Annotated in this window: 19 protein-coding genes; 7 read left to right on the top strand and 12 right to left on the bottom strand. The window is 66.3% G+C overall.

Annotation, left to right across the window (positions count from 1 at the left end):
• The first annotated feature begins 5 nt into the window (after nt 1–5).
• Nucleotides 6–950 (top strand): COX15/CtaA family protein, encoded by a 945-nt coding sequence (locus tag DFO47_RS09760; RefSeq protein ID WP_133831524.1) that lies wholly within the window; start codon nt 6–8, stop codon nt 948–950.
• A 91-nt stretch (nt 951–1,041) separates the two neighbouring features.
• Here DFO47_RS09760 and DFO47_RS09755 read toward each other — a convergent pair whose 3' ends face one another.
• Nucleotides 1,042–3,309 (bottom strand): bifunctional SulP family inorganic anion transporter/carbonic anhydrase, encoded by a 2,268-nt coding sequence (locus DFO47_RS09755; RefSeq protein ID WP_133831523.1) that lies wholly within the window; start codon nt 3,307–3,309, stop codon nt 1,042–1,044.
• A gap of 219 nt (nt 3,310–3,528) precedes the next feature.
• Nucleotides 3,529–4,488, bottom strand: a complete 960-nt coding sequence (locus tag DFO47_RS09750) for a heme o synthase (protein ID WP_133831522.1) — start codon at nt 4,486–4,488, stop codon at nt 3,529–3,531.
• Nucleotides 4,489–5,001: 513 nt separating this feature from the next.
• Between DFO47_RS09750 and tkt the strand changes: the two genes are divergently transcribed.
• Genes tkt through pgl form a run of 6 tightly spaced genes read left to right on the top strand, consistent with a single transcriptional unit; the run spans nt 5,002 to nt 13,219 of the window.
• Entirely contained in the window at nt 5,002–7,119 is a 2,118-nt protein-coding gene (tkt, locus tag DFO47_RS09745; RefSeq protein ID WP_109044628.1) for a transketolase, read from the top strand.
• A gap of 25 nt (nt 7,120–7,144) precedes the next feature.
• Complete coding sequence (gene tal, locus DFO47_RS09740) at nt 7,145–8,260, top strand: transaldolase (protein WP_018761266.1); 1,116 nt, start codon at nt 7,145–7,147, stop codon at nt 8,258–8,260.
• A 6-nt stretch (nt 8,261–8,266) separates the two neighbouring features.
• A complete protein-coding gene (locus tag DFO47_RS09735; RefSeq protein ID WP_133831521.1) occupies nt 8,267–9,898 on the top strand; it encodes a glucose-6-phosphate isomerase in 1,632 nt (543 codons plus the stop codon).
• 15 nt (nt 9,899–9,913) lie between these two features.
• Nucleotides 9,914–11,473, top strand: coding sequence for a glucose-6-phosphate dehydrogenase (gene zwf / locus DFO47_RS09730; protein WP_026264452.1), 1,560 nt, complete (start codon nt 9,914–9,916; stop codon nt 11,471–11,473).
• Nucleotides 11,470–12,411, top strand: a complete 942-nt coding sequence (locus tag DFO47_RS09725) for a glucose-6-phosphate dehydrogenase assembly protein OpcA (RefSeq protein WP_018761263.1) — start codon at nt 11,470–11,472, stop codon at nt 12,409–12,411. Before zwf ends, DFO47_RS09725 begins: the two co-directional genes overlap by 4 nt.
• Nucleotides 12,401–13,219 carry a 6-phosphogluconolactonase gene (gene pgl, locus DFO47_RS09720; RefSeq protein ID WP_109044629.1) on the top strand — a complete coding sequence of 273 codons (819 nt, stop codon included), beginning with the start codon at nt 12,401–12,403 and terminating at the stop codon, nt 13,217–13,219. The genes DFO47_RS09725 and pgl overlap by 11 nt, the downstream gene beginning before the upstream one ends.
• On the opposite strand, the gene DFO47_RS09715 is transcribed toward pgl, so the two are convergent.
• From DFO47_RS09715 to uvrC, 10 genes are all read right to left on the bottom strand, one after another.
• Nucleotides 13,172–13,567, bottom strand: a complete 396-nt coding sequence (locus DFO47_RS09715; protein ID WP_018761261.1) for an RNA polymerase-binding protein RbpA — start codon at nt 13,565–13,567, stop codon at nt 13,172–13,174. The genes pgl and DFO47_RS09715 overlap by 48 nt on opposite strands.
• 136 nt (nt 13,568–13,703) lie before the next feature.
• Complete coding sequence (gene secG, locus DFO47_RS09710; RefSeq protein ID WP_018761260.1) at nt 13,704–13,961, bottom strand: preprotein translocase subunit SecG; 258 nt, start codon at nt 13,959–13,961, stop codon at nt 13,704–13,706.
• Between the two features lie 48 nt (nt 13,962–14,009).
• Nucleotides 14,010–14,825 carry a triose-phosphate isomerase gene (gene tpiA, locus DFO47_RS09705; protein WP_133831520.1) on the bottom strand — a complete coding sequence of 272 codons (816 nt, stop codon included), beginning with the start codon at nt 14,823–14,825 and terminating at the stop codon, nt 14,010–14,012.
• A 102-nt stretch (nt 14,826–14,927) separates the two neighbouring features.
• Nucleotides 14,928–16,154, bottom strand: coding sequence for a phosphoglycerate kinase (locus DFO47_RS09700; protein ID WP_018761258.1), 1,227 nt, complete (start codon nt 16,152–16,154; stop codon nt 14,928–14,930).
• A 10-nt stretch (nt 16,155–16,164) separates the two neighbouring features.
• Complete coding sequence (gap, locus tag DFO47_RS09695) at nt 16,165–17,175, bottom strand: type I glyceraldehyde-3-phosphate dehydrogenase (RefSeq protein ID WP_018761257.1); 1,011 nt, start codon at nt 17,173–17,175, stop codon at nt 16,165–16,167.
• A 259-nt stretch (nt 17,176–17,434) separates the two neighbouring features.
• Complete coding sequence (locus DFO47_RS09690) at nt 17,435–18,061, bottom strand: superoxide dismutase (RefSeq protein WP_026264449.1); 627 nt, start codon at nt 18,059–18,061, stop codon at nt 17,435–17,437.
• A 99-nt stretch (nt 18,062–18,160) separates the two neighbouring features.
• Nucleotides 18,161–19,141 carry a DNA-binding protein WhiA gene (gene whiA, locus DFO47_RS09685; protein WP_015937022.1) on the bottom strand — a complete coding sequence of 327 codons (981 nt, stop codon included), beginning with the start codon at nt 19,139–19,141 and terminating at the stop codon, nt 18,161–18,163.
• 9 nt (nt 19,142–19,150) lie between these two features.
• Complete coding sequence (yvcK, locus tag DFO47_RS09680; RefSeq protein WP_133831519.1) at nt 19,151–20,167, bottom strand: uridine diphosphate-N-acetylglucosamine-binding protein YvcK; 1,017 nt, start codon at nt 20,165–20,167, stop codon at nt 19,151–19,153.
• Nucleotides 20,167–21,090, bottom strand: coding sequence for an RNase adapter RapZ (gene rapZ / locus DFO47_RS09675; RefSeq protein ID WP_018761254.1), 924 nt, complete (start codon nt 21,088–21,090; stop codon nt 20,167–20,169). The genes yvcK and rapZ overlap by 1 nt, the downstream gene beginning before the upstream one ends.
• A gap of 68 nt (nt 21,091–21,158) precedes the next feature.
• On the bottom strand, nt 21,159–23,159 hold the full coding sequence (uvrC, locus tag DFO47_RS09670) for an excinuclease ABC subunit UvrC (protein WP_018761253.1): 2,001 nt from the start codon (nt 23,157–23,159) through the stop codon (nt 21,159–21,161).
• Nucleotides 23,160–23,163 lie beyond the last annotated feature (4 nt).

Here is a 23,163-nt window from a genome sequence, read left to right as displayed (position 1 = left end):
AAATCGTGACCACGGCTTCCCGCCTCCCCCAGCTCGCCAGCCGCCTGGCGTCCCGGCTGCCCCGCACCGTGGACGTCCGCGTCCGCCGCCTCGCTGTCGCGTCGCTGATTGGCCAGACACTCCTGGTGGTCACCGGCGGCGCCGTCCGGCTGACGGCGTCCGGACTTGGCTGCCCCACGTGGCCGCGCTGCACTTCCGATTCGCTGGTGAACACCCCGGAAATGGGCATTCACGGTTTCATCGAATTCGGGAACAGGCTCCTGACGTTTGTCCTGGCCGCGATTGCCGTGCTGTTGCTGGTGTACCTGTGGAACCTGCGGAACGAACGCAAGGACCTCTTCCTGCTGGCCCTGGGCCTGCTGGCCAGCATCCCGGCGCAGGCCGTGATCGGCGGCATCACCGTGCTGACCAACCTCAACCCATGGGTGGTGGGCCTGCACTTCCTGGTGTCGATGGCCCTGGTGGTGTTCTCCACCTTGCTGGTGAACCGCGCTTTCGGCCGGACCGGCCGTTTCCTGGCGGCCCGGCCGGCCGTGCTCCCCGCGGTCCTGCGCCCGGTGACGGCCGCCGTCGCCCTCTTCTCTGCCGTGGCCGTCATGCTTGGCGTGGTGGTGACCGGGGCCGGGCCGCACGCCGGTGACGCCGATGCGCCCCGCAACAACCTCGACTGGGACCTTGTGTCGCACATCCATGCCGTACCCGCCTACTTGGTGACTGCCGGCACGGCGGTGGCCCTCGTCCTGGTGGTGCGCCGGCGGATCACCGGCCCGTTCCGGACCGCCGTGCTGGCCCTCCTCGGAGTCACGGTCCTGCAGGCTGTCATCGGGTTCACCCAGTACTACAACGGCATTCCCGCATTGCTGGTGGCGGCCCATATGCTCGGCGCCGCGTTGCTGATGGCCGCATCGACGAACGCCTGGGATCTCGCCCGCTCGAGCACAGCCACGTAGGTTCAGGCACCGCCACGAAGAAGGCGCCCCGGTCCGTCTATGGACCGGGGCGCCTTTCCTCTAGTCGCAGGCCGTGCCGCAGGTGCCCGGACTAACCGGACGTCAAGGCGCCGTCCTGCAGCCTGGACCCGAGCGCCGGGTCGAGGTCCGCTATGCCGTCCGGCGTCACTTCGAGGACCCGCGCGGTGGCAATGTCGTAGAACAGGCCGGTTGCCTGGACCTGCCCGCCGGCCAGGGCCGGCCCCGCGTGCGGATGGTTGTGGAGCTTGCCCAGCTGCACGGCGACGTTGACCATCGCCAACTGGTCCACCGTGCCGTACCCGGCGGCGGCTGCCTGCCTCCCCACCGGGTGGCCCGCCAGCAGTTCGGCATGGCTTTGCCGGGCGTGCCCCAGCCAACGCCCGAACGCCGGGCCCAGGGAAGCGTGGTCCGCGCCGTCCGCCTCGGCGATCAGCGCCTTCATGGCGCCACAGTTTGAATGCCCGCAGATCACCAGCGACTTCACGCCCAGGCCCGTGACGGCGAAGGACAGGGCCGAGTCGATCGAGGAATCCTGGCCGTGGTTGCACACAACGTTGCCGATGTTCCGCAGGGTGAGCAGATCGCCCGGACCACTGCTGGTGATCAGGTTGGGGTTCACGCGCGAGTCAACGCAGGCCACGAACAGGCTGTCCGGGTTCTGCACTTCGGCCAGGTCGTGCACCAGGGGACGCACCTGGTCCGCGAACCGGCGGTGATACTTGTTGATTCCCTGCAGCAGGGATTCCTTCCGGGGTGGCAGCGGCAGCTCGCTGGCTTCTCCGCGGCGGGGCGATTGGTGTGCCGCGTCCCGGAACAGCGTGTTCCCGTGCTCTTCGAGGTTCACGGTGCCGCCTGTGGCCTGGTGCTGGACCTGCCAGGCCAGCAGGGCTTCGCGGAACGAATGGTCCACGTAGTCCGCATTCAGTTCCACGACGACGTCCACGGCGGCGGGGATTGACTGCAGCGTCCCGTTCAGCCGCGGCAGGGCGAAGAAGCTGCAGGATCCGGCAACTGTCACCCGCCAGGGCGACGACGCGGCGGCGGGCGGGTGGGCCTGGATCGGGGCGCGCAGGACCCGCCACAGCACGCACGCGGCGGCCAGGGCGAGCCCGATCATGACGCCCTCCAACAGGTTCAGGAAGACGACGCAGCCAAGGGTCACGGCGTAGATCAGGAGGTCACCGGTCCGCAGGCTGGTGCGGATATCGGCCACCTTGATCAGGCGTGCACCGATGACCACCAGCAGGCCGGCGAGGACGGCCAGCGGGATGAGCTGAATCAGTCCGGCGAAGAGCGCCGAGAAGGCGAGGACCCAGATGCCATGCAGCACGGCGGACGTGCGGGTGGCCGCGCCGGCTTCCACGTTGGTGGCGCTGCGGACGATCACACCCGTGACGGGAAGGCCGCCCAGTGATCCGGAGACGATGTTTGCGGCGCCTTGGCCGACGAGTTCCTTGTTGAGGTTGGTTCGCGGTCCGGTGTGCATTTTGTCCACTGCAACCGCGGAAAGGAGGGATTCGATGCTCGCGATCAGGGCCATGGTCAGGACTGCGAAAGCGAACGCCCGCCAGTTTCCGTCGGGAAGCTGCGGCAGGGCGATCGCATCGAAGATCGAACCGTCGAGGGAGATCCGTTCCACCCCCGGGGCAAAGGCGACCGCCAACGCGGTACCGGCGGCAACTGCTGCCAGCGGGCCGGGCACCCGGCGGACAATGGCGGGAAGGAACCGCCAACACAGCAGGATCACGATGACCGCCAGGCCCAGCAGGGCGGCATGCAGTTCCAGGTTAATAATGGCGGCGGGCAGTCCTGCGAGGTTCTCAAGCGCAGAGCCTGCGGGCCGCGATCCCAGCAGCACGTGCAGCTGCTGCAGGATGATGGTGACGCCGATGCCGGCGAGCATGGCTTTGACCACCACGGGGGAAACGGCCAGGGCTGCCCGGCCGACGCGGCAGGTGCCCAGCAGCAGCTGCACGACGCCGGCGGCCACGGTGATGGCGCACGTCACCTGCCAGCCGAACTCCTGCACCAGGCCGGCCACGACGACGGTCAGCCCGGCGGCGGGACCACTCACCTGGAGCGGCGAGCCGCCAAGGCTGCCAGCCACGATGCCGCCGATGGCGGCGGCGATCAATCCCGCCATGATCGGGGCACCGGATGCGGCCGCAATGCCAAGCGAGAGCGGGAGCGCGACGAGGAACACCACCAGTGAAGCGGGAATGTCGGCACCGAGATGGGAAGCAAACCCGGGGATGCCGGGTTTTTTCCGGAGCGGATTCCAGTTTCCACCCGGTGGGCTGTGGCTGGGAGCGGGGACGGCTGTGGGACGGGCTTCCATGGGCTCTTTCCTTTGCTTGCGGGAAGGGTCCGGTCCACCGTAAGCAGCTGGTCATGTTCAATGACAGTTAACGTGATAGATATGACAAAGATGTCATATTGTTCGCCAAGGCAACGAATCAGTGGCTTACCCCACGCTTGCCGCCCAACAAGGCTCAACAACAAAAAGCGGCCCCCACCGTGAGGTGGGGGCCGCCGGCAGGTTGGTGCGGCGTTTCAGCTAGCCGCCTGCCACCGCTCGGCCAATGAAGGGATCGACGGCGAGGGCGATAAAGAGCAGGGTCAGGTAGCTGATGGAGCCGTGGAACACCTTCATGGCCCGCTTGTCGGGGATGTCCTCCCGCTGCGCACGCCCATACAGGGCATGGGACTCATAAAGGAACCATGCGCCCGCCAGGACGGCGGTGGCCGTGTAGACCCAACCGGCACCGCCTGCGGGAATCATCAGCAGCGAGCAGGCGACCATGGCCCAGGCATAGAGGACAACCTGGACGGAAACCACCTTGGCGCCGGCGATGGCGCCGAGCATCGGGACATTGGCGTTGCGGTAGTCCTCGCCGTAGCGCATGGACAGCGGCCAGTAGTGCGGCGGTGTCCACAGGAAGATCACCATGAAGAGGATGACCGCCGGCCACTCCACCGAATTGGTCACCGCAGCCCAGGCAATCAGGACCGGGAAGCACCCTGCCGCGCCGCCCCACACAATGTTCTGTGCGGTACGGCGCTTCAGGATCATGGTGTAGACCACCACGTAGAAGAAGATGGCGCCCAGGCCGAGCCAGGCTGACAGCGGGTTGGCACCAAACCAGAGGATCACGATCGCCGCCGCACCCAGCAGCCACGAGAAGACCAGCGCTTCGCGGGGCGTGACTTCGCCCGTCACCAGCGGCCGGTTTTCGGTGCGGTGCATCAGCTTGTCGATATCCCGGTCGATGTAGCAGTTGAATGCCCCGGCACTTCCGGCGGCGAAGGCGCCCCCCACCAGGGTGGCAAGGATCAGGCCGATGGGCGGGAAGCCCCGCTCGGCGTAGATCATGGTGGGCAGGGTGCTCACCAGGAGCAGTTCGATCACGCGGGGCTTGGTGAGGGCGAGATACGCCTTTGCCTTGCGGGCAAACCCGGCGCCGGAGGCCCGGGATGCGTTTAGCGGCGTATCTGTTGTGCTCACGGTGGCAGTCACCCGTTCTGTGTGGCAGTTGAGGCTGGCTGTGCAGCTCCGGTCGTGCGGCCCCGCCCCGGGCATGGCACGACGAAAAGAAATTGCCATGTGCCTGCATCTGCCGGGAGACTCCGGCTGCAGTGGTGCCCACCGGTGTTGGCCTCCGAATATCATACCGTGCCGGCACCCCCGTCCGGGGCCTGCCATATGCGCAGTTGATCGCTCGCAGGCCCATTCGAGCAGATTAACTCAGCCTTCCGCCGGAGCCTTTCACAAAAGGGGAAATTGCGTCCAAAACGTGAGATTCGGGCCGCCCGGACTATGGATAAGAGCTAAGCTGTCACCAGATCAGCACGCAGCAAGTAAGCGGTGGAAAACGCATTCCCACTTGCTGTTCGTGACTGAATGCAAAGATCAACGTTTCGATGGTGAACGGCTGGTACACACCAAAGCGGCGCCACAGAGCGCGCCCTTAGCCGGATCCGGTGTACCACTGCCACCAGCACAGAGAGGGGCCCGGTTTTCGTGCCACATTTGGAAGAGCAAGAACTGTCATGGACCAGCCTGGACCAGCGCGCCGTGGATACCATCCGCGTGCTGGCGGCGGATGCCGTAGAAAAGGTTGGCAACGGCCACCCGGGTACGGCGATGAGCCTGGCCCCGGCCGCGTACCTTCTTTTCCAGAAGCTGATGCGCCACGATCCGCGTGATCCGCACTGGCTGGGCCGCGACCGCTTCATCCTGTCCCCCGGCCACACCTCCCTCACGCTCTACATCCAGCTGTTCCTTTCCGGCTATGGGCTGGAACTGAAGGACCTGGAAGCGCTCCGCACCTGGGGTTCACTCACCCCGGGCCACCCTGAGTACAAGCACACGGCCGGCGTGGAAATCACTACCGGCCCGCTGGGCCAAGGCTTGGCGTCCTCCGTGGGCTTTGCCTACTCGCAGCGCCGCCAGCGCGGTCTTTTTGACGCCGACGCTCCCGCGGGCGAATCGCCGTTCGACCACACCATCTGGGTTATCGCCTCCGACGGCGACCTCCAGGAAGGCGTGACCTCCGAGGCATCCTCGCTTGCCGGCCACCAGGAGCTTGGCAACCTCGTGGTGATCTACGACGAGAACCACATTTCCATCGAGGACGACACCGACATCGCGTTCACCGAGGATGTCCTGAAGCGCTACGAGGCCTACGGCTGGCACACCCAGCGCGTGGACTGGACCCGCACGGGCGAATACAAGGAAGACGTCCAGGAGCTCTACTCGGCCCTGCTCGCCGCGAAGGCCGAAACCTCCAAGCCGTCAATCATCTCGCTGCGCACCGTCATCGGCTACCCGGCACCCAAGAAGCAGAACACCGGCAAGATCCACGGCTCGGCCCTGGGCGCCGAGGAAGTCGCCGCGCTGAAGGAAGTCCTGGGCTTCGACCCCGCCAAGTCCTTCGACGTGGACCAGGAAGTGCTCGAACACGCCCGTGCGGTGGTTGAACGCGGCGCTGCCGAACACAAAGAGTGGGAAGAGTCGTTCAACGCCTGGCAGGCAGCCAACCCGGAAGGGGCAGCACTGCTGCAGCGCATCGAAGCCCGCGAACTTCCCGAGGGCATCGACGACGCCCTGCCCGTGTTCCCCGCAGGCAAGGACGTTTCCACCCGCGCGGCGTCCGGCAAGGTCCTCAATGCGCTGGGCCCGGTCATGCCCGAACTCTGGGGCGGCTCCGCCGACCTCGCCGAGTCCAACAACACCACCATCGAGGGCTCGCCGTCCTTCGTGCCGGCCTCCAAGCAGACCGACGCGTGGTCCGGCAACCCGTACGGCCGGGTGCTGCACTTCGGCATCCGCGAGCACGCTGCCGCGTCGATCGTCAACGGCATCAGCCTGGCAGGAAACACCCGGGCGTTCTCGGGCACCTTCCTGATCTTCAGCGACTACCAGCGGCCCGCCATCCGCCTCGGCGCACTGATGGGTGTGCCGTCCCTGTACGTCTGGACGCACGACTCCATCGGCCTGGGCGAGGACGGCCCCACCCACCAGCCGGTGGAACAGCTGGCCTCACTGCGCGCCATCGTGGGACTGGACGTGGTCCGCCCCGGCGACGCCAACGAGGTTGCTGCCGCCTGGAAAACCATGCTGGAAAACCACGCCAACCCCGCAGGCATCGTCCTGACCCGCCAGAACATCCCCACGTGGGAACGCGGTGCGGGCGACGCCGACGGCGACACCTTCGGTTCCACCGCCGGGGTTGCGAAGGGCGGCTACGTCCTGGCCGAGGCTTCGAAAGACGGCGCCACGGTACCTGCCGACGTGATCCTCATTGCCACCGGTTCCGAGGTCCAGCTGGCCGTCCAGGCACGCGAAGCGCTGCAGGCCGACGGTATCGCCGCCCGCGTCGTCTCCATGCCGTGCGTCGAGTGGTTCAAGAAGCAGGATGCCGCCTACCGCGAATCCGTCCTGCCGGCCGCCGTCAAGGCACGCGTCTCGGTTGAAGCCGGACTGGCCTTGGGCTGGCGGGAATTCGTCGGCGACGCCGGCCGTTCCATCAGCCTCGAGCACTACGGCGCTTCCGCCGACTACAAGCGCCTTTTCCAGGAATTCGGCATCACGGCAGAAGCAGTTGCTGCCGCCGCCAAGGACTCCCTCTCCAGCCTCCAGGGCTAAACCTCATCTTTTAGGAGATACAGAAATGACTACTCCCACCCAGCAGCTCTCCGACGCCGGAGTCTCCATCTGGCTCGACGACCTCTCCCGCGGACGCCTGGAAACCGGCACCCTCCGCAAGCTCATTGAAGAGAAGAACGTGGTTGGCGTGACCACCAACCCGTCCATCTTCCACGCAGCCATCACCTCCGGCACGGACTACGACGCCATCATTGCCGGCAAGGCAGCAGAGGGCGCCAGCGTGGAAGACACGATCTTCGAGATCACCACCACCGACGTCGCCGACGCCTGCGACCTCTTCGCCCCGGTGGCCGCAGCCACCAAGGGCGTCGACGGCCGCGTGTCCATCGAAGTCGACCCCCGCCTGGCCTGGGACACCGCAGGCACCATCGCCGAGGCCAAGCACCTCTACCAGCGGGTCAACAAGGACAACGTCCACATCAAGATCCCGGCAACCCTGGAAGGCCTCGAGGCCATCACCGCCACCCTGGCCGAGGGCATCAGCGTCAACGTAACGCTGATCTTCTCCCTGGAGCGTTACCGCGCGGTCATCAACGCCTTCCAGTCCGGCCTGGAGCAGGCCAAGGAGAACGGCCACGACCTCGCGAAGATCCACTCCGTGGCCTCGTTCTTTGTCTCCCGGGTGGACACCGAGATCGACAAGCGCCTGGACAAGATCGGCACCGACGAAGCCAAGGCACTGAAGGGGAAGGCCGGCGTTGCCAACGCCCGCCTTGCCTACCAGGTCTACGAGGAACTCTTCTCGACTGAGCGGTGGGCACTGCTCGCCGGGGCCGGGGCACTCCCCCAGCGTCCGCTGTGGGCCTCCACCGGCGTGAAGGACCCGGCGTACCCCGACACCCTCTACGTCACCGAACTTGTCGCTCCCGGCGTCGTCAACACCATGCCGGAGAAGACCCTGGACGCCACCTTCGACCACGGCGTGGTCACCGGTGATACGGTCACCGGCACGTACGCCGAGGCGAACGCCACCCTCGACGCCCTGGAAAAGCTCGGCATCTCCTACAACGATGTCGTCGCCCTGCTCGAAACCGAAGGCCTGGACAAGTTCGTGGCCAGCTGGAAAGAACTGCTGGCCGACGTCGAAGGTGCCCTCGCCTCTGCACGGAAGGCCTCCTAACACACAATGAGCACACTCAGCTTCGACGCCACCGGCGCTGCCCAGCAAGCCCTGGACCAGCACCTTCCCGCCCTGGTAAATGACCGGATCGCCACCCGGATCTTCGCGAAGGACCACACCCTGTGGGGTCCTGATGCGGAGTCGGAGTCGGCCATCCGCCTCGGCTGGGTGGAGGCGGCCACCGTTTCACAATCCTTGGTCAAGGACATCCTGGAACTCCGCGACGCCCTGCGCGCCGAAGGCGTCACCCGGATCGTGCTTTGCGGCATGGGCGGATCCTCGCTGGCCCCCGAGGTTATCGCAGGCACGGCCGGCGTCGAGCTGACGGTGCTGGACAGCACGGACCCCGACCAGGTCCGTGCTGCCCTTGAAGACCGGCTGGCCGAGACCGCAATCGTGGTCTCGTCCAAGTCCGGTTCCACCCTGGAAACCGACTCACAGCGCCGCATCTTCGAGCAGGCCTTCACCGAGGCCGGGCTGGACGCCAAGAGCCGGATCATCATCGTGACCGATCCCGGTTCCCCGCTGGACAAGTCGTCCCGCGAAACCGGCTACCGCGCGGTTTTCAACGCCGATCCGAACGTCGGCGGACGCTACTCGGCGCTGACGGCGTTCGGACTGGTGCCCTCCGGCCTGGCCGGGGTTGATATCCAGGCCTTCCTGGATGAGGCCGAGGAAGCCGCCGAGGTCCTCAATGACGACGCCCCCGAAAACATCGGCCTCGCCCTGGGCGCCGCCCTCGGCGGTACCAGCCCGCTGCGGAACAAGATCGTCATTGCCGAGGACGGCTCCGGCATCGTTGGCTTCGCCGACTGGGCCGAGCAGCTCATCGCTGAATCGACGGGCAAGCTGGGGACGGGCATCCTGCCTGTCGTGGCGGGTCCCAACGCGCCCGAGGTGACCTCCGGCGCGCAGGACGTCCTGGTGGTGCGGCTGGTAGCCGCGGATGCCGACGTCGAACTCGGAGACAACCAGGTGGCCATCGCAGGAGGCCTCGCCACCCAGATGATGGTGTGGGAGTTCGCCACCGCCGTTGCGGGCCGGCTGCTGGGCATAAACCCCTTCGACCAGCCTGACGTGGAAGCCGCCAAGGTGGCTGCCCGGGGGCTGCTGGATGCCCAGCCGGAGCCGACCCCTGCCGCTTTCGTGGACGGTGCCATCGAGGTCCGGGGCGGCGACTGGCTCGGCGGCGCCACCACCGCCGCCGAAGCCGTCAAAGCACTCCTTGCCACGCTCGCTGCCGACGGCTACCTGAGCGTCCAGGCGTACTTCGACCGCCTGGCCTTTTCAGGCCTTGAAGGAATCCGTGACGAGCTCGCCGCGGCTTCCGGCCGGCCGGTGACGTTCGGCTGGGGCCCGCGCTTCCTGCACTCCACCGGGCAGTTCCACAAGGGCGGCCCCGCGATCGGCGTCTTCCTGCAGGTCACCGCTGCGGCGGCCGAGGACCTCGCGATCCCGGACCGGCCGTTCAGCTTCGGCGAGCTCATTGCCGCCCAGGCAGCAGGCGACGCCCAGGTCCTGGGCCAGCACGGCCGGCCCGTGCTGCGCCTCCACCTCACCGACCGTGCCGCCGGTGTGGCGCAGCTGCAGGACCTTGTCGCAGCGCTGTCCACCCGCGCATCCGCAACCGAGAGCTAAGGCGCAGAAGCAACCATGCCAGAAACTGAATACGGCAGGAAGGGCGCGGGCCGCGGGCGTAATCCGTTGCGCGACCCGCGTGACCGCCGTTTGAACCGGATTGCCGGTCCTTCGTCGCTTGTCCTCTTCGGGGTGACAGGCGACCTTGCCCGGAAGAAGCTCATGCCGGCGGTGTATGACCTCGCCAACCGCGGGTTGTTGCCTCCCAGCTTTGCGCTGGTGGGATTTGCCCGCCGTGAGTGGGATAAGGAGGACTTCGCCGCCGAGGTGAAGGCCTCCGTGCAGGAGCACGCGCGCACACCGTTCGATGAGGCGGTCTGGAACCAGCTGTCCGAGGGCATCCGGTTTGTCCAGGGCGAGTTCGACGACGACGCCGCGTTCGAGCGCCTCGGCGAGACGATCAAGGAGCTCGACGACGTCCGCGGCACCCGCGGGAACCACGCGTTCTACCTGTCGATCCCGCCCAAGGCGTTCGAGCAGGTGTGCCGGCAGCTCTCCAAACACGGCCTGGCGCAGGCTGACGGGGACAAGTGGCGGCGGGTGGTGATCGAGAAACCGTTCGGCCATGACCTTGAATCGGCGCGGCAGCTTAACGACATTGTCGAGTCCGTCTTCCCGCCGGACGCCGTGTTCCGGATCGATCACTACCTGGGCAAGGAGACGGTCCAGAACATCCTGGCACTGCGTTTCGCGAACCAGCTGTTCGAACCGCTGTGGAACGCCAACTACGTGGACCATGTCCAGATCACCATGGCCGAGGACATCGGCACCGGTGGCCGGGCCGGGTATTACGACGGCGTGGGTGCGGCCCGCGACGTCATCCAGAACCACCTCCTCCAGTTGCTGGCACTGACGGCTATGGAGGAACCGATCTCCTTCAACGCCGATGACCTGCGGGCGGAGAAGGAAAAGGTCCTCGCCGCGGTCAAGCTCCCGGACGATCTCTCCACGCACTCCGCGCGCGGCCAGTTCACCGGTGGATGGCAGGGCGGCGAGCAGGTCCAGGGCTATCTGGAAGAGGAAGGCATCCCCGCCGACTCCACCACGGAGACCTATGCGGCAATCCGGGTGGACATCCACACCCGCCGCTGGTCCGGGGTTCCGTTCTACCTGCGTGCGGGCAAGCGCCTGGGCCGCCGCGTCACCGAGATTGCCGTGGTCTTCAAACGAGCCCCGAATTTGCTCTTCCGCGACCATGGCGAGGACGACTTCGGGCAGAATGCCGTGGTGATCCGGGTCCAGCCCGACGAGGGCGTAACCATCCGGTTCGGTTCCAAGGTCCCCGGCACCCAGATGGAAGTCCGTGACGTGACCATGGACTTCGGCTACGGGCACTCGTTCACCGAATCGAGCCCCGAAGCGTACGAGCGGCTGATCCTGGACGTTCTGCTTGGTGAGCCGCCGTTGTTCCCGCGCCATCAGGAAGTGGAGCTGTCCTGGAAGATCCTGGACCCGTTCGAGGAATACTGGGCCACCCTGGCCGAACAGCCCGAACCCTATGCCCCCGGCTCCTGGGGCCCGGCCAGCGCCGATGAGCTGCTGGCCCGCGACGGACGAACCTGGAGAAGGCCATGATCGTAAACCTGCCCGATACCACCACCTCGAAGGTATCCAAGAAGCTCATGTCCCTGCGCGAGCAGGGCGGGGTGATCGCCCTGGGTCGGGTCCTCACCCTCGTGGTGGTGACCAAGTCCGGGCTTGAGGAAGAAGCCATTGAGGCCGCAAATGACGCCAGCCGGGAACACCCCTGCCGGATCATCGTCCTGGCCGACGCCGGAAAGGACGCCGAGGACCGGCTCGACGCGCAGATACGCGTGGGCGGGGATGCCGGCGCATCCGAGGTCATCGTGCTCCGCGGCTATGGCCAGCTCGCGCACGAGTCCGAATCCCTGGTGGCCGCCCTGCTGCTCCCGGACGCCCCGATCGTGGCCTGGTGGCCGCACGGGGCACCCGAGAACGCGTGCGAGACCTCCATCGGCGCGATCGCGCACCGCAGGATCACAGACTCTGCCAACGAACCGGACCCGCAGGCGGCACTGGAACGGATCCACCACACCTACAAAGCCGGTGACACCGACCTCGCATGGACCCGGCTGACCAACTGGCGGATCCAGCTGGCCGCGGCACTGGACGAAGTCGATTCCTCGCCCGTCACCGCGGTCGCGGTCGAAGGCGCCTCGGACTCACCCTCCACCATCCTGCTCGCGGCGTGGCTAACGCTGACCCTGGACGCACCCGTGACCATCGTCGCGGACCCGGCGGGGACAGGGATCCGCCGCGTCCGCCTCAGCCGGCCCGGCGGCGACGTGCAGCTCTTCCGCCCCGGACTCTCGGTCGCCGAACTCACCCAGCCCGGCCAACCCGCCCAACGGATCACCCTCCCCCGACGCAGCCTCCGCGACTGCCTCGCCGAGGAGCTCCGCCGGCTTGACCCGGACGAAGTGTTTGGCGAAGTGATTACTATTGGACTGCCACGTACCAATCTAAGGAGCGTCCGACCCAGTGAGCGTTGACCCCAGAGTAAGCATCCATCCTGATTCGTCCGTCCTCATGGCCGCCATCGCGGCCCGCCTGATCACCAAGCTCGTTGATGTCCAGGACAAGTACGGCGAAGCCACAGTGGTGCTCACCGGGGGGACCGTGGGGATCGGTACGCTGAAGGCAGTGGCCGATTCCCCGGCGGCTCCCGCCGTCGATTGGTCCAAGGTCAACTTCTGGTGGGGTGACGAACGTTTCGTTGGTACCGCGGACCCGGACCGGAACACCAAGCAGGCGTTCGATGCCCTGCTCTCGCACATTCCCGTGGACCCGGAACGGGTCCACTCCCCGGGCTCCGCGGACGACTTCGGTACCGCAGAGGAGGCGGCCGAAGACTATGCGCGGCAACTCCGGGAAGCGGCAGCAGCCGAACATGCAGCAGACATGTCCGATGACCGCCCGGATGAGCCGTCAGCGTTGCCGCGCCTTGACGTGGTACTCCTGGGCGTCGGCCCCGACGCCCACATCGCGTCCTTGTTTCCTGAGCAAGCCGGCATCAGGGAAAAGAACCTCACAGTGGTGGGCGTCCGCAACTCGCCCAAGCCCCCGCCGCTGCGCATTTCACTGACTCTGCCAGCCATTAATACGGCGTCAGAAGTCTGGATGGTGGTGGCCGGAGAGGACAAGGCCGGGGCGGTAGGGCTTGCCCTTGCCGGCGCCAACCCGGTCCAGGTACCTGCCGCCGGACCGCGCGGTACGTCCCGTACCCTGTGGCTGATCGACGAGAACGCCGCCTCACGTGTCCCGCAGCAACTCGTCCGAAAAGACGCCGCGGGCGCGTAGCTTTTCCAGCGCTCCGGCCAGGACGTCTTCCGCGTCCCGGTCGGAGCGCCGCTCTTTAACGTATTCCAGGTGGCTTTTGTATCCGTCGTCGAACGGATCAGCCAAGGCGGCCGCCTGGCCGTCACGGGAGGCGGGACCCCCGCAGCGGCGGCAGTCCCAGGTCACGGGAATCTGGTCCTCGGGGAGCTTAAGGAAGACTGGCTGGGTCTCGTGTCCCTTCGCGCACCAGTAGGACACCCGGATGCGAGGGAGGGGCTGGGCGGAAGAATCGGTGGACTGCAGGCTCGATCCGGACCCTGCCGTCACCCCGGCGCGGGTCCCCCGAAAGCCCGATGCTGGATGGACCATGACATCTCCTGCCTCGAAGCGGATGGCCGGTTTCGGCAGCTTAAACGCAACTGTGGCCGCCGGTAAACCGACAGCCACAGTTTAGATGCCCGATCCGGGCAGCGGGAGGGCCTCTGGACCCTAGTCAGCGGGACCCTTAGGAGTCGCCACCGCCGCTGAACCGCATAATCAGGCCGAGGGCAATGATTACCACGCCCCACGTAACGCCCAAGACGATGGTGAAACGGTTGAGGTTTCGTTCGGCTACCCCGGAGGAGCTAAGGCCCGAGCTCATGCCGCCGCCGAACATATCGGAAAGCCCGCCGCCGCGACCCTTGTGCAAGAGGATCAGCAGCGTCAGCAGGAGGCTGGTGATGCCCAGGAGGATCTGCAGGATGACATGAAGAACGTCCACGACGGCCTTTCGGAAGTTGGGATGGCGGGAGTTTGTACTGGCGCCGGACTAGTCCGTGACCAGGTGGCTCTCGAACCTGACAATATTAGCAAACTCGGCAGGATCAAGGCTGGCACCGCCCACCAGGACCCCGTCCACGTCGCGCTCCTGCAGGATGGCGGCGGCGTTGTTGGCCTTGACCGAACCGCCGTACAGCAGGCGGGTCTTGGCGGCAACGTCCGCACCGAAGAGGTTGCCGAGCTCCGCCCGGATCGCAGCGCACATTTCCTGCGCATCCTCGGGGCCCGCGACCTCGCCGGTGCCAATCGCCCAGACGGGCTCGTAGGCGACCACCAGTTCGGCGGCCTGGTCGTTGGTGAGCCCTGCAACTCCGGCGCGGAGCTGCTGGAGCGTGTGTTCCACATGGGTTCCCGCCTGGCGGATTTCCAGGCCCTCCCCGACGCACAGGACCGGAGTGACCCCATGCTTGAAAGCCGCCTTGACCTTGGCGTTCAGGACGTCGTCGGACTCGTTGTGGATGGTACGGCGTTCGCTGTGGCCCACCAGGACGTAGGTGCAGCCAAGCTTGGCGAGGAATTGGCCGGAGATGTCGCCGGTGTAGGCTCCGGAGTCGAACTGGGAAAGGTCCTGGCCGCCGTAGGCCACCTGCAGGTCATCGCCCTGGACCAGAGTCTGGACGCCGCGGAGGTCCGTGAATGGCGGGAAAACGGCAACCTCGACCCGGCTGTAGTCGTGCTTGGCATCGGAGAGGGTCCAGGCCAGCTTCTGCAGGAGGGTGATGCCCTGCACGTGGTCCATGTTCATTTTCCAGTTGCCCGCGATGAAGGGCTTGCGGTCGAAGGCGCCGTTCGTTGACGTAGTCACGTGATCTCCATAAAAGTCTTGATATGTGTGCGGCCGGCAGGCTGCCGCGGGCAACCTGCCGGCCGGAGGACTGTCCAGTCCGATACTGCTGTGGCAGTTGTGCTACCGGTCCAGGACGCTGAGGCCGGGAAGCTCCTTGCCTTCAAGGTATTCCAGGCTTGCACCGCCGCCAGTGGAAATATGGCCGAACTGGTCGTCTGCGAATCCCAGCGTACGCACCGCAGCCGCGGAGTCACCGCCGCCCACGACGGTGAAACCCCCGGTTTCCGTCAGCGCCTGCGCGATGGCGCGGGTGCCGGCGGAGAACGCCTCGAATTCGAAGACGCCCATAGGTCCGTTCCAGAAGACCGTGCGGGCTCCCTTGATGCGCTCCGCGAACGCGGCAGCGGTGTTGGGGCCGATATCCAGGCCGATGCCGCTGGCACCGAAGCTGCTGCCTTCGATGGCCTCCGCCGGCACCGTTTCGTGCGCGGCGTCGGCAGCAAACTTCTCTGCCACCACGACGTCCGTGGGCACGACAAACTCGGTACCCGCATCCGCGGCCCGCTTGAGGTAGTCCTGGACCACGGGGATCTGGTCTTCCTCCAGGAGGCTGGAGCCCACCTTGTGACCGGACGCTGCCAGGAAGGTGAACAGCATGCCGCCGCCCACCAGGATGGTGTCGGCTTTGCCAAGCAGGTTGTCGATGACCGCAAGCTTGTCGGAGACCTTGGAACCGCCGAGCACCACGACGTAGGGACGCTGGGTGTCGGTGGTCAGCTTCCGAAGGACTTCCACCTCCGTACGGACCAGGTCGCCCTGGTATGACGGCAACCGGGTGGCGACGTCATAGACGCTGGCGTGCTTGCGGTGGACGGCGCCGAAGGCATCGTCCACGTAAGCGCCGTTGTCGCCGGTGAGTGCCACGAGTTCGTCGGCGAAGGCGCCGCGTTCGGCGTCGTCCTTGCTGGTCTCCCGGGAGTCGAAGCGGACGTTCTCCAGGACCAGCACTTCGCCGTCCTGCAGGGCGGCAGCAGCCTCCTTGGCGGCACCACCCACGGTGTCAGCTGCCAGGGTGACCTTGAAGTCCGCCAGCTCGGCGAGGCGGTCCACGGCGGGGCGAAGGGAATACTTGTCCTCCGGGGCGCCCTTGGGGCGTCCGAGGTGGGCTGTTACCAGCACGCGGGCACCGGCGTCCGTGAGCTTTGACAGCACTGGAAGTGAGGCCTTGATGCGGCCGTCGTCAGTGACTGTAGAGCCGTCGAGCGGCACATTCAGGTCACTTCGAACCAGAATGTACCGCCCGCGGACACCTTCAGCGATCAGTTCGTTGAGGGTGTGAGATGTCATGTGTCTAACCCTAGCCCAGCTTGGATGCCACGAGCTCCGTGAGGTCGACGAGGCGGTTGGAGTAGCCCCATTCGTTGTCATACCAGGAAACAACCTTGACCTGGTTGCCGATGACCTTGGTCAGGCCGGCGTCGAAGATCGAGGACGCAGGGTCGCCAACGATGTCGGAGGAGACGATGGGCTCGTCCGTGTAGGTCAGGAAGCCCTGCAGTTCCTCGGACTCCGAGGCGCGCTTGAGGGCGGCGTTGACTTCCTCCACGGTGGTCTCGCGGGAGACGGTGACGGTGAGGTCGGTGGCGGAGCCGGTGGGCACAGGGACGCGGATGGCGTAACCGTCCAGCTTGCCCTTGAGCTCGGGGAGGACAAGGCCGATTGCCTTTGCGGCGCCGGTGGAGGTGGGGACCATGTTGATCGCGGCAGCACGCGCACGGCGCAGGTCCTTGTGCGGGCCGTCCTGCAGGTTCTGGTCCGCGGTGTAGGCGTGAACGGTGGTCATGAGCCCACGCTCAATGCCGAATTCGTCGTTGACCACCTTGGCCAGCGGGCCGAGGCAGTTGGTGGTGCAGGAGGCGTTGGAGATGATGTTGTGCGTGGCGTTGTCGTAGAGCTTGTCGTTGACGCCCATCACGATGGTGATGTCCTCGTCCGAGGCCGGAGCTGAGATCAGGACCTTCTTGGCGCCTGCATCGATGTGCTTCTGGGCGTCTGCTGCCTTGGTGAAGAACCCGGTGGATTCGATCACGATGTCCACGCCCAGTTCGCCCCAGGGGAGCTTGGCGGGATCGCGTTCGGCCAGGACCTTGACGACGTTGCCGTTGACGACGATGTTGCCGTCCTTGACCTCGATGGTCTCCTTCAGGCGTCCGCCGACGGAGTCGTACTTGAACAGGTGGGCCAGGGCTTCGGGGCTGGTGAGGTCGTTGACGGCAACGATCTCCAGGTCCGCGCCTTGTGCAAGTGCTGCGCGGAAGTAGTTGCGGCCAATGCGGCCGAAGCCGTTGATACCAATACGGGTCGTCACTTTTACAGTCTCCTTGGTGCTTTGAGAAGCACTACTAGTTGAGCGGGCGTTCAAGCCAACTAACAGATCCCGCACGCCATTGGGCAGAGATGATTAACACGGAGGGCGACCAGCCTCATTGCTGAAGGCTAACCGCCTTCCGTGACCCATCTTACGTTTAACTGGGTCCGCCCCCGCAAGTGCGGGGGCGGACCATCCACATCCCGGCCGGTTTAAGTCAGAATGTGAAGTTTGTTACATCGATGTATAACGCAGCTCACTACGGGAGGGTGATGAGTCCCGTGGCGTTGGCGCGTGCAGCCTCGAAGCGCTGGGCGACGTCGGCCCAGTTGACGATGTTCCAGAATGCCTTGACGTAGTCGGCCTTGACGTTGACGTAGTCCAGGTAGAAGGCGTGCTCCCACATGTCCAGCATCAGCAGCGGCGTGGTGCCCAAGGCAACGTTCCCCTGCTGGTCGTACAGCTGCTCGATGACCAGGTTTCCACCGATGGGTTCGTAGGCCAGGAAGCCCCAGCCCGAGCCCTGCAGGCCCAGTGCCGCGGCGCTGAACTGGGCGCGGAACGCATCGAAGGAACCGAACGCGTCGTCGATGGCAGCTGCCAGCTCGCCTTCGGGCTTGTCGCCGCCGTCCGGGGACAGGTTGTTCCAGAAGACCGAGTGGTTGATGTGGCCGCCGGTGTGGAACGCGAGGTCCTTGGAGAGACGGTTGATGTTGGCGAAGTCGCCCTTTTCCCGTGCTTCGGCAAGCTGGGCCAGTGCGTTGTTGGCGCCGGTGACATAGGCTGCGTGGTGCTTGCTGTGGTGCAGCTCCATGATCCGCGCAGAGATGTGCGGCTCAAGGGCGGCGTAGTCGTACTTGAGTTCGGGCAATACGTACTCAGTCACAAAATCCTCCAATATCGTGGACACGCGGTCCGGTTGGTGACTCTCGGATTGTGCATCCGGGCGTCTGGCGCCCGGAATCTTTTTGATTCTATGGGGCGCTTACTCGTCCAGCATTTCCGGCGTCACATTGGCGTCGGTTCCGGGAATGCCCAGGTCAAGGGCGCGTTTGTCCGCCATGGCCAGGAGCCGGCGGATCCGGCCGGCAATCGCGTCCTTGGTCATCACGGGGTCGGCCAGCCGGCCCAGTTCGTCCAGGCTCGCCTGTTTGTGCGCCACCCGCAGTTCCCCGGCGTATTTCAGGTGGTCCGGAACGTCGTCGCCGAGGATCTCCAGGGCCCGGTCCACCCGGGCGCCTGCGGCCACCGCGGCCTGCGCGGAACGGCGCAGGTTGGCGTCGTCGAAGTTGGCGAGCCGGTTGGCCGTGGCACGGACTTCCTTGCGCATGCGGCGTTCTTCCCAGACCATCAACGCGTCGTGGGCGCCCATCCTGGTCAGCAGCGCCGCGATGGTGTCGCCGTCGCGGATGACCACGCGGTCCACTCCCCTGACCTCACGCGCCTTGGCCTGGATGTCCAGGCGGCGGGCCGCCCCGACCAGGGCGAGGGCCGATTCGGGCCCCGGGCAGGTGACCTCCAGCGAGGACGACCGTCCCGGTTCCGTCAGTGAGCCGTGGGCCAGGAACGCCCCGCGCCATACGGCTTCGGCATCGGCCGCCGAGCCGTTGACGACGGCGGACGGCAGCCCCCGCACCGGGCGGCCCCGGCCGTCCAGCAGGCCGGTCTGCCGGGCCAGTGCTTCGCCGTCGCGGACCACGCGGACCACGTAGCGGCTGGCGCGGCGCAGTCCACCGGCCGAGACCACGATGATTTCGCTCTGGTGTCCGTAGACTTCGGCGATGGCGGCGCGGAGCCGGCGGGCCGTGGACGCCAGGTCCACTTCCGCTTCGATGACGATCCGGCCGGAGATGATGTGCAGTCCCCCGGCGAACCGGAGCATGGCGGAGACTTCCGCCTTGCGCACTGATGACTTCTTGATGTCCAGACGGGACAGTTCTTCTTTGACTGATGCTGTCAGTGCCATGGCACCTTCCTAACTGTTCCCAAAAATGTCCTGGTACGCCGTGGCCAGCCGCAGTGGCTCGTGGACTGGGCGGCGTCCCGACGCCCCTACTTTACCCAAGACCACCTCCGCTCCAATCATGGCGGCGGCCTTCTCGAACTCCTGCCGGTCGGGTACTGAAGCGGGATCGGCGAGGACCACGTCCACGCTGAACTCCGGAGCGTAGCGCCGGAGGACGTGGAGATGGTCGGCGGCGCTCATGCCCGACGTTTCTTTGGTATCGGTGGCAAGGTTCATGGTCAGGCAGCGCTTGGCCGGCGTGCTGCACAGTGCCTGGAGCATCTCGGGCAGCAGCAGGTGCGGCAGGACCGAGGTGTACCAGGACCCCGGGCCCAGGACCACCCAGTCCGCCAGCTCGATCGCCGTCAGGGCCTCCGTGCAGGCCGGCGCCGATTTCGGCAGGAGCCGGACTTCTTCGAGCGACCCGGCGACGGCGCAGCGCGCTTGCCCGTGGATGGTCTCCAGCCCCGTTCCGCCGCCGGGGGTGGTGACGCGGACGTCGCCTTCGATCGTGAGCGGGACGGTGGACATGGGCAGCACCTGGCCACGGGCGCCCAGCAGCGCACCGGCCCACTTAAGTCCGGCGACGGCGTCGCCCAGCAGTTCCCACAGGGTGACGATCAGCAGGTTGCCCATGGCGTGTTCATCGAGGGAACCGCCCGGGCCTTTGCCGGCGCGGAACCGGTGCTGCATGACGTCGCGCCAGGTGCGGCCCCAGTCGGTGTCGTCGCACAGGGCGGACAGGGCCATGCGGAGGTCGCCGGGCGGGAGCACGCCGTACTCCTCGCGCAGGCGCCCGGACGAGCCGCCGTCGTCCGCCACGGTGACAATTGCGGTGAGCTCGGAGGTGAGCAGGCGCAGGGCCGACAGGGAGGCCGCGAGGCCGTGTCCGCCGCCCAGTGCTACAACGTTGGGGCCCTTGTCCTGGCCGGGCGACGTACCGCCGGCCGGTGGGACCAGGGGCAGGGCGCCGGTGAAAAGGGCCATTATTCGCGGCCCAGATCCCGGTGCGCGGTGGTCACGGTGACGCGCGGGTACTGGGCGAGCTTCTTGGAAAGTTCGACGGCGACCGCGACGGAGCGGTGCTTGCCGCCGGTGCAGCCAACGGCGATGGTGGCGTAGTGCTTGTTTTCCCGCCGGTATCCTTCCAACACGGGCTCCAGCGCGAGGACGTAGCGGTCCACGAAGTTCTTGACCCCTTCTGCCTCAAGCACGTAGTCACTGACGTCCTTGTCCAGGCCGGTCAGGGGGCGCAGCTGGGGCACCCAGTGCGGGTTGGGAATGAACCGCACGTCGGCCACGTAGTTGGCGTCCACCGGGAGGCCGTACTTGAAGCCGAAGCTCATGACGTTCAGGCGCAGGGCCACGGGACCGGTTTCGCTGAACAGCTCCGTAATGGCCGTGGCGAGTCCGTGGACGTTGTAATTGGAGGTATCGAGCACGACGTCGGAGCTGTCGCGCAGCTCCTGCAGCAGCTCGCGTTCCGCGGCGATGCCGTCAAGGATACGGCCCCCGCCCTGGAGCGGGTGGGGGCGGCGGCCCTGTTCGAAGCGCCGGACCAGGACGTTGTCGCTGGCGTCCAGGAACAGCACCCGGAAGGTGACCCCGCTGGCGGCGAGTGCGCCCAGTGCGGACCGGATGTCGGCGAAGAGTCCCTTGCTGCGGACATCGATGACCACCGCGAGCCGGGGAATGGACTGGGGAGCGTGCGAGACGAGTTCGGCCAGGGTGCCGAGCATCTGCGGCGGCAGGTTCTCCACGACATACCAGCCGTGGTCCTCCAACGCGTCGGCGGCGGTGCTCCGCCCGGCGCCGGACATTCCGGTGACCACCAGCAGCTCCGCTTCGAGCGGCTTGACTGTCTCCAGCCCGTCCTGCCCGTCCTCGGATCCCGCCGTCGTGTCTGCCATGAAGTCCGCCCCGTTTCGTTGTTGTGCCAGGGGCCGCCGCAGTGGCGCCGCCCCGTCACTTACCCTAGCTAAGTTTCAATGATTTCGCCGGTGGCCATGTTAATTGCCGGGACGGACACGGCGTCGTCCGTGCCGGTGGCGAAGTGGTTCACGATGGCGCCGGCCAGGGCGGGTCCGATCCCCTTGGCTTCGGAGAGCTCTTCCACGGTGGCGGCCTTGACGCCCTTGACCGAACCGAAATGCGCCAGCAGGGCCTTCCGTTTGGACGCGCCCAGGCCCGGGACGGCGTCAAGCGCGGAGACGGTCATGGCCTTGCCGCGCTTTTGCCGGTGAAAGGTGATGGCAAAGCGGTGGGCCTCGTCACGGATCCGCTGCAGCAGGTACAGGCCTTGGGAAGTCCGGGGCAGGATCACCGGAAAATCGCTGTCCGGCAGCCATACTTCCTCCAGCCGCTTGGCCAGGCCCACCACGTAGACGTCATCGATGCCCAGCTCGGCCAGGGCGCGCGCTGCCGCGTTCACCTGCGGCTGGCCGCCGTCCACCACCACAAGGTTCGGCGGGTAGGCGAATTTGGCCTTGGGCGCCGGCGTGGTGGTGTCCAGCACTGCGTCCCCGGCCACAGGGTCTTTCCCATCCGCGGCAAGGAGGGATTCATCCACCTGCGCGGACTTGTCCTGCAGGTAATGGCGGAAACGCCGGGTCAGGACGTCATGCATGGCCGCCGTGTCGTCGGAGGCGGCAGGCCCGGTGATGGAGAACTTGCGGTAATCGGACTTCTTGGGCAGGCCGTCCTCCACCACCACCATGGAGGCCACCACGTTGGTCCCTTGGACGTGCGAAACGTCGAAGCATTCGATCCGGAGCAGCGGAACGGGCAGGTCAAGGGCTTCCTGCAGTTCCTGGAGTGCCTGCGACCTGACGGTGATGTCACCGGCACGCCGGGTTTTGTGGAGCTTGAGCGCGTGCTCGGCATTTTCTCGCACAGTGGACATCAGCGCCGCCTTGTCTCCGCGCTGCGGGACGCGGATGTCCACTTTGGCCCCGCGGATGCCGCCAAGCCAGGTGGCGAGGTCCTCCGCGTTGCTGGGTGCGACAGGGACCAGGACCTCGCGCGGCAGCCTGCCGTGGGTCTCGCCGTCTTCGCCGTAGACCTGCTGGAGCAGGTGCTCCACGAGGTCCGGGGTGGTGAAGTCCTCCACCTTTTCCACCACCCAGCCGCGTTGCCCGCGGATCCGGCCGCCCCGGACGTGGAACACCTGGACTGCGGCTTCGAGCTCGTCCTCGTGCAGGGCGAAGACGTCGGCGTCGGTGTCTTCGGACAGCACCACGGCGTTGCGTTCGAAGACTTTGCGCAGGGCGGCGATGTCGTCGCGCAGCCGCGCGGCGTGTTCGTAGTCCAGTTTCGCCACGGCGTCGGCCATCTGCTTTTCCAACTTGTTGATGAACCGTTTGGCTTCGCCGCCCATGAAGGCGCAGAAGTCGTCGGCCAGCGCCCTGTGGTCGTCCGGCGAGATCCGGCCCACGCAAGGTGCGGAACATTTGTCGATGTAGCCCAGCAGGCACGGGCGGCCGCTGGCTTCGGCCCGTTTGAAGACGCCGGCACTGCAGCTGCGCACAGGGAAGACGCGCAGCAGGGTGTCCATGGTTTCGCGGATGGCACCGGCGGTGTAGGGCCCGAAGTAGCGGGTACCCTTCCGCTTGTCCCCGCGCATGACCTGGACCCTGGGGTATTTTTCGCCCATGGTGACGGCGAGGTAGGGGTAGGTCTTGTCGTCCCGGAACACGACATTGAACCGGGGCTTGAATTCCTTGATCCAGGTGTACTCAAGCTGCAGCGATTCCAGTTCGCTGCCCACCACGGTCCACTCGACGCTGCTGGCCGCGTGGACCATGGCGTAGGTTTTCGGCAACAGGCCCGCCGGGTTGGCAAAGTATGAGTTCAGGCGGGACCGGAGGCTCTTCGCCTTTCCCACGTAAATCACCCGCCCATGCGGGTCACGGAACCGGTAGACGCCCGGGTTGGTGGGGATTTCACCGGTTTTGGGCCGGTAACTTGCTGGATTTGCCACCTAT

This window comes from Arthrobacter sp. AG258 (genome assembly GCF_004364695.1).
In the GTDB taxonomy this organism is placed as follows: Bacteria; Actinomycetota; Actinomycetes; order Actinomycetales; family Micrococcaceae; genus Arthrobacter.
The sequence above is the reverse complement of the archived record's forward strand: the minus strand, read 5'-3'. Positions and strand labels throughout refer to the sequence as shown.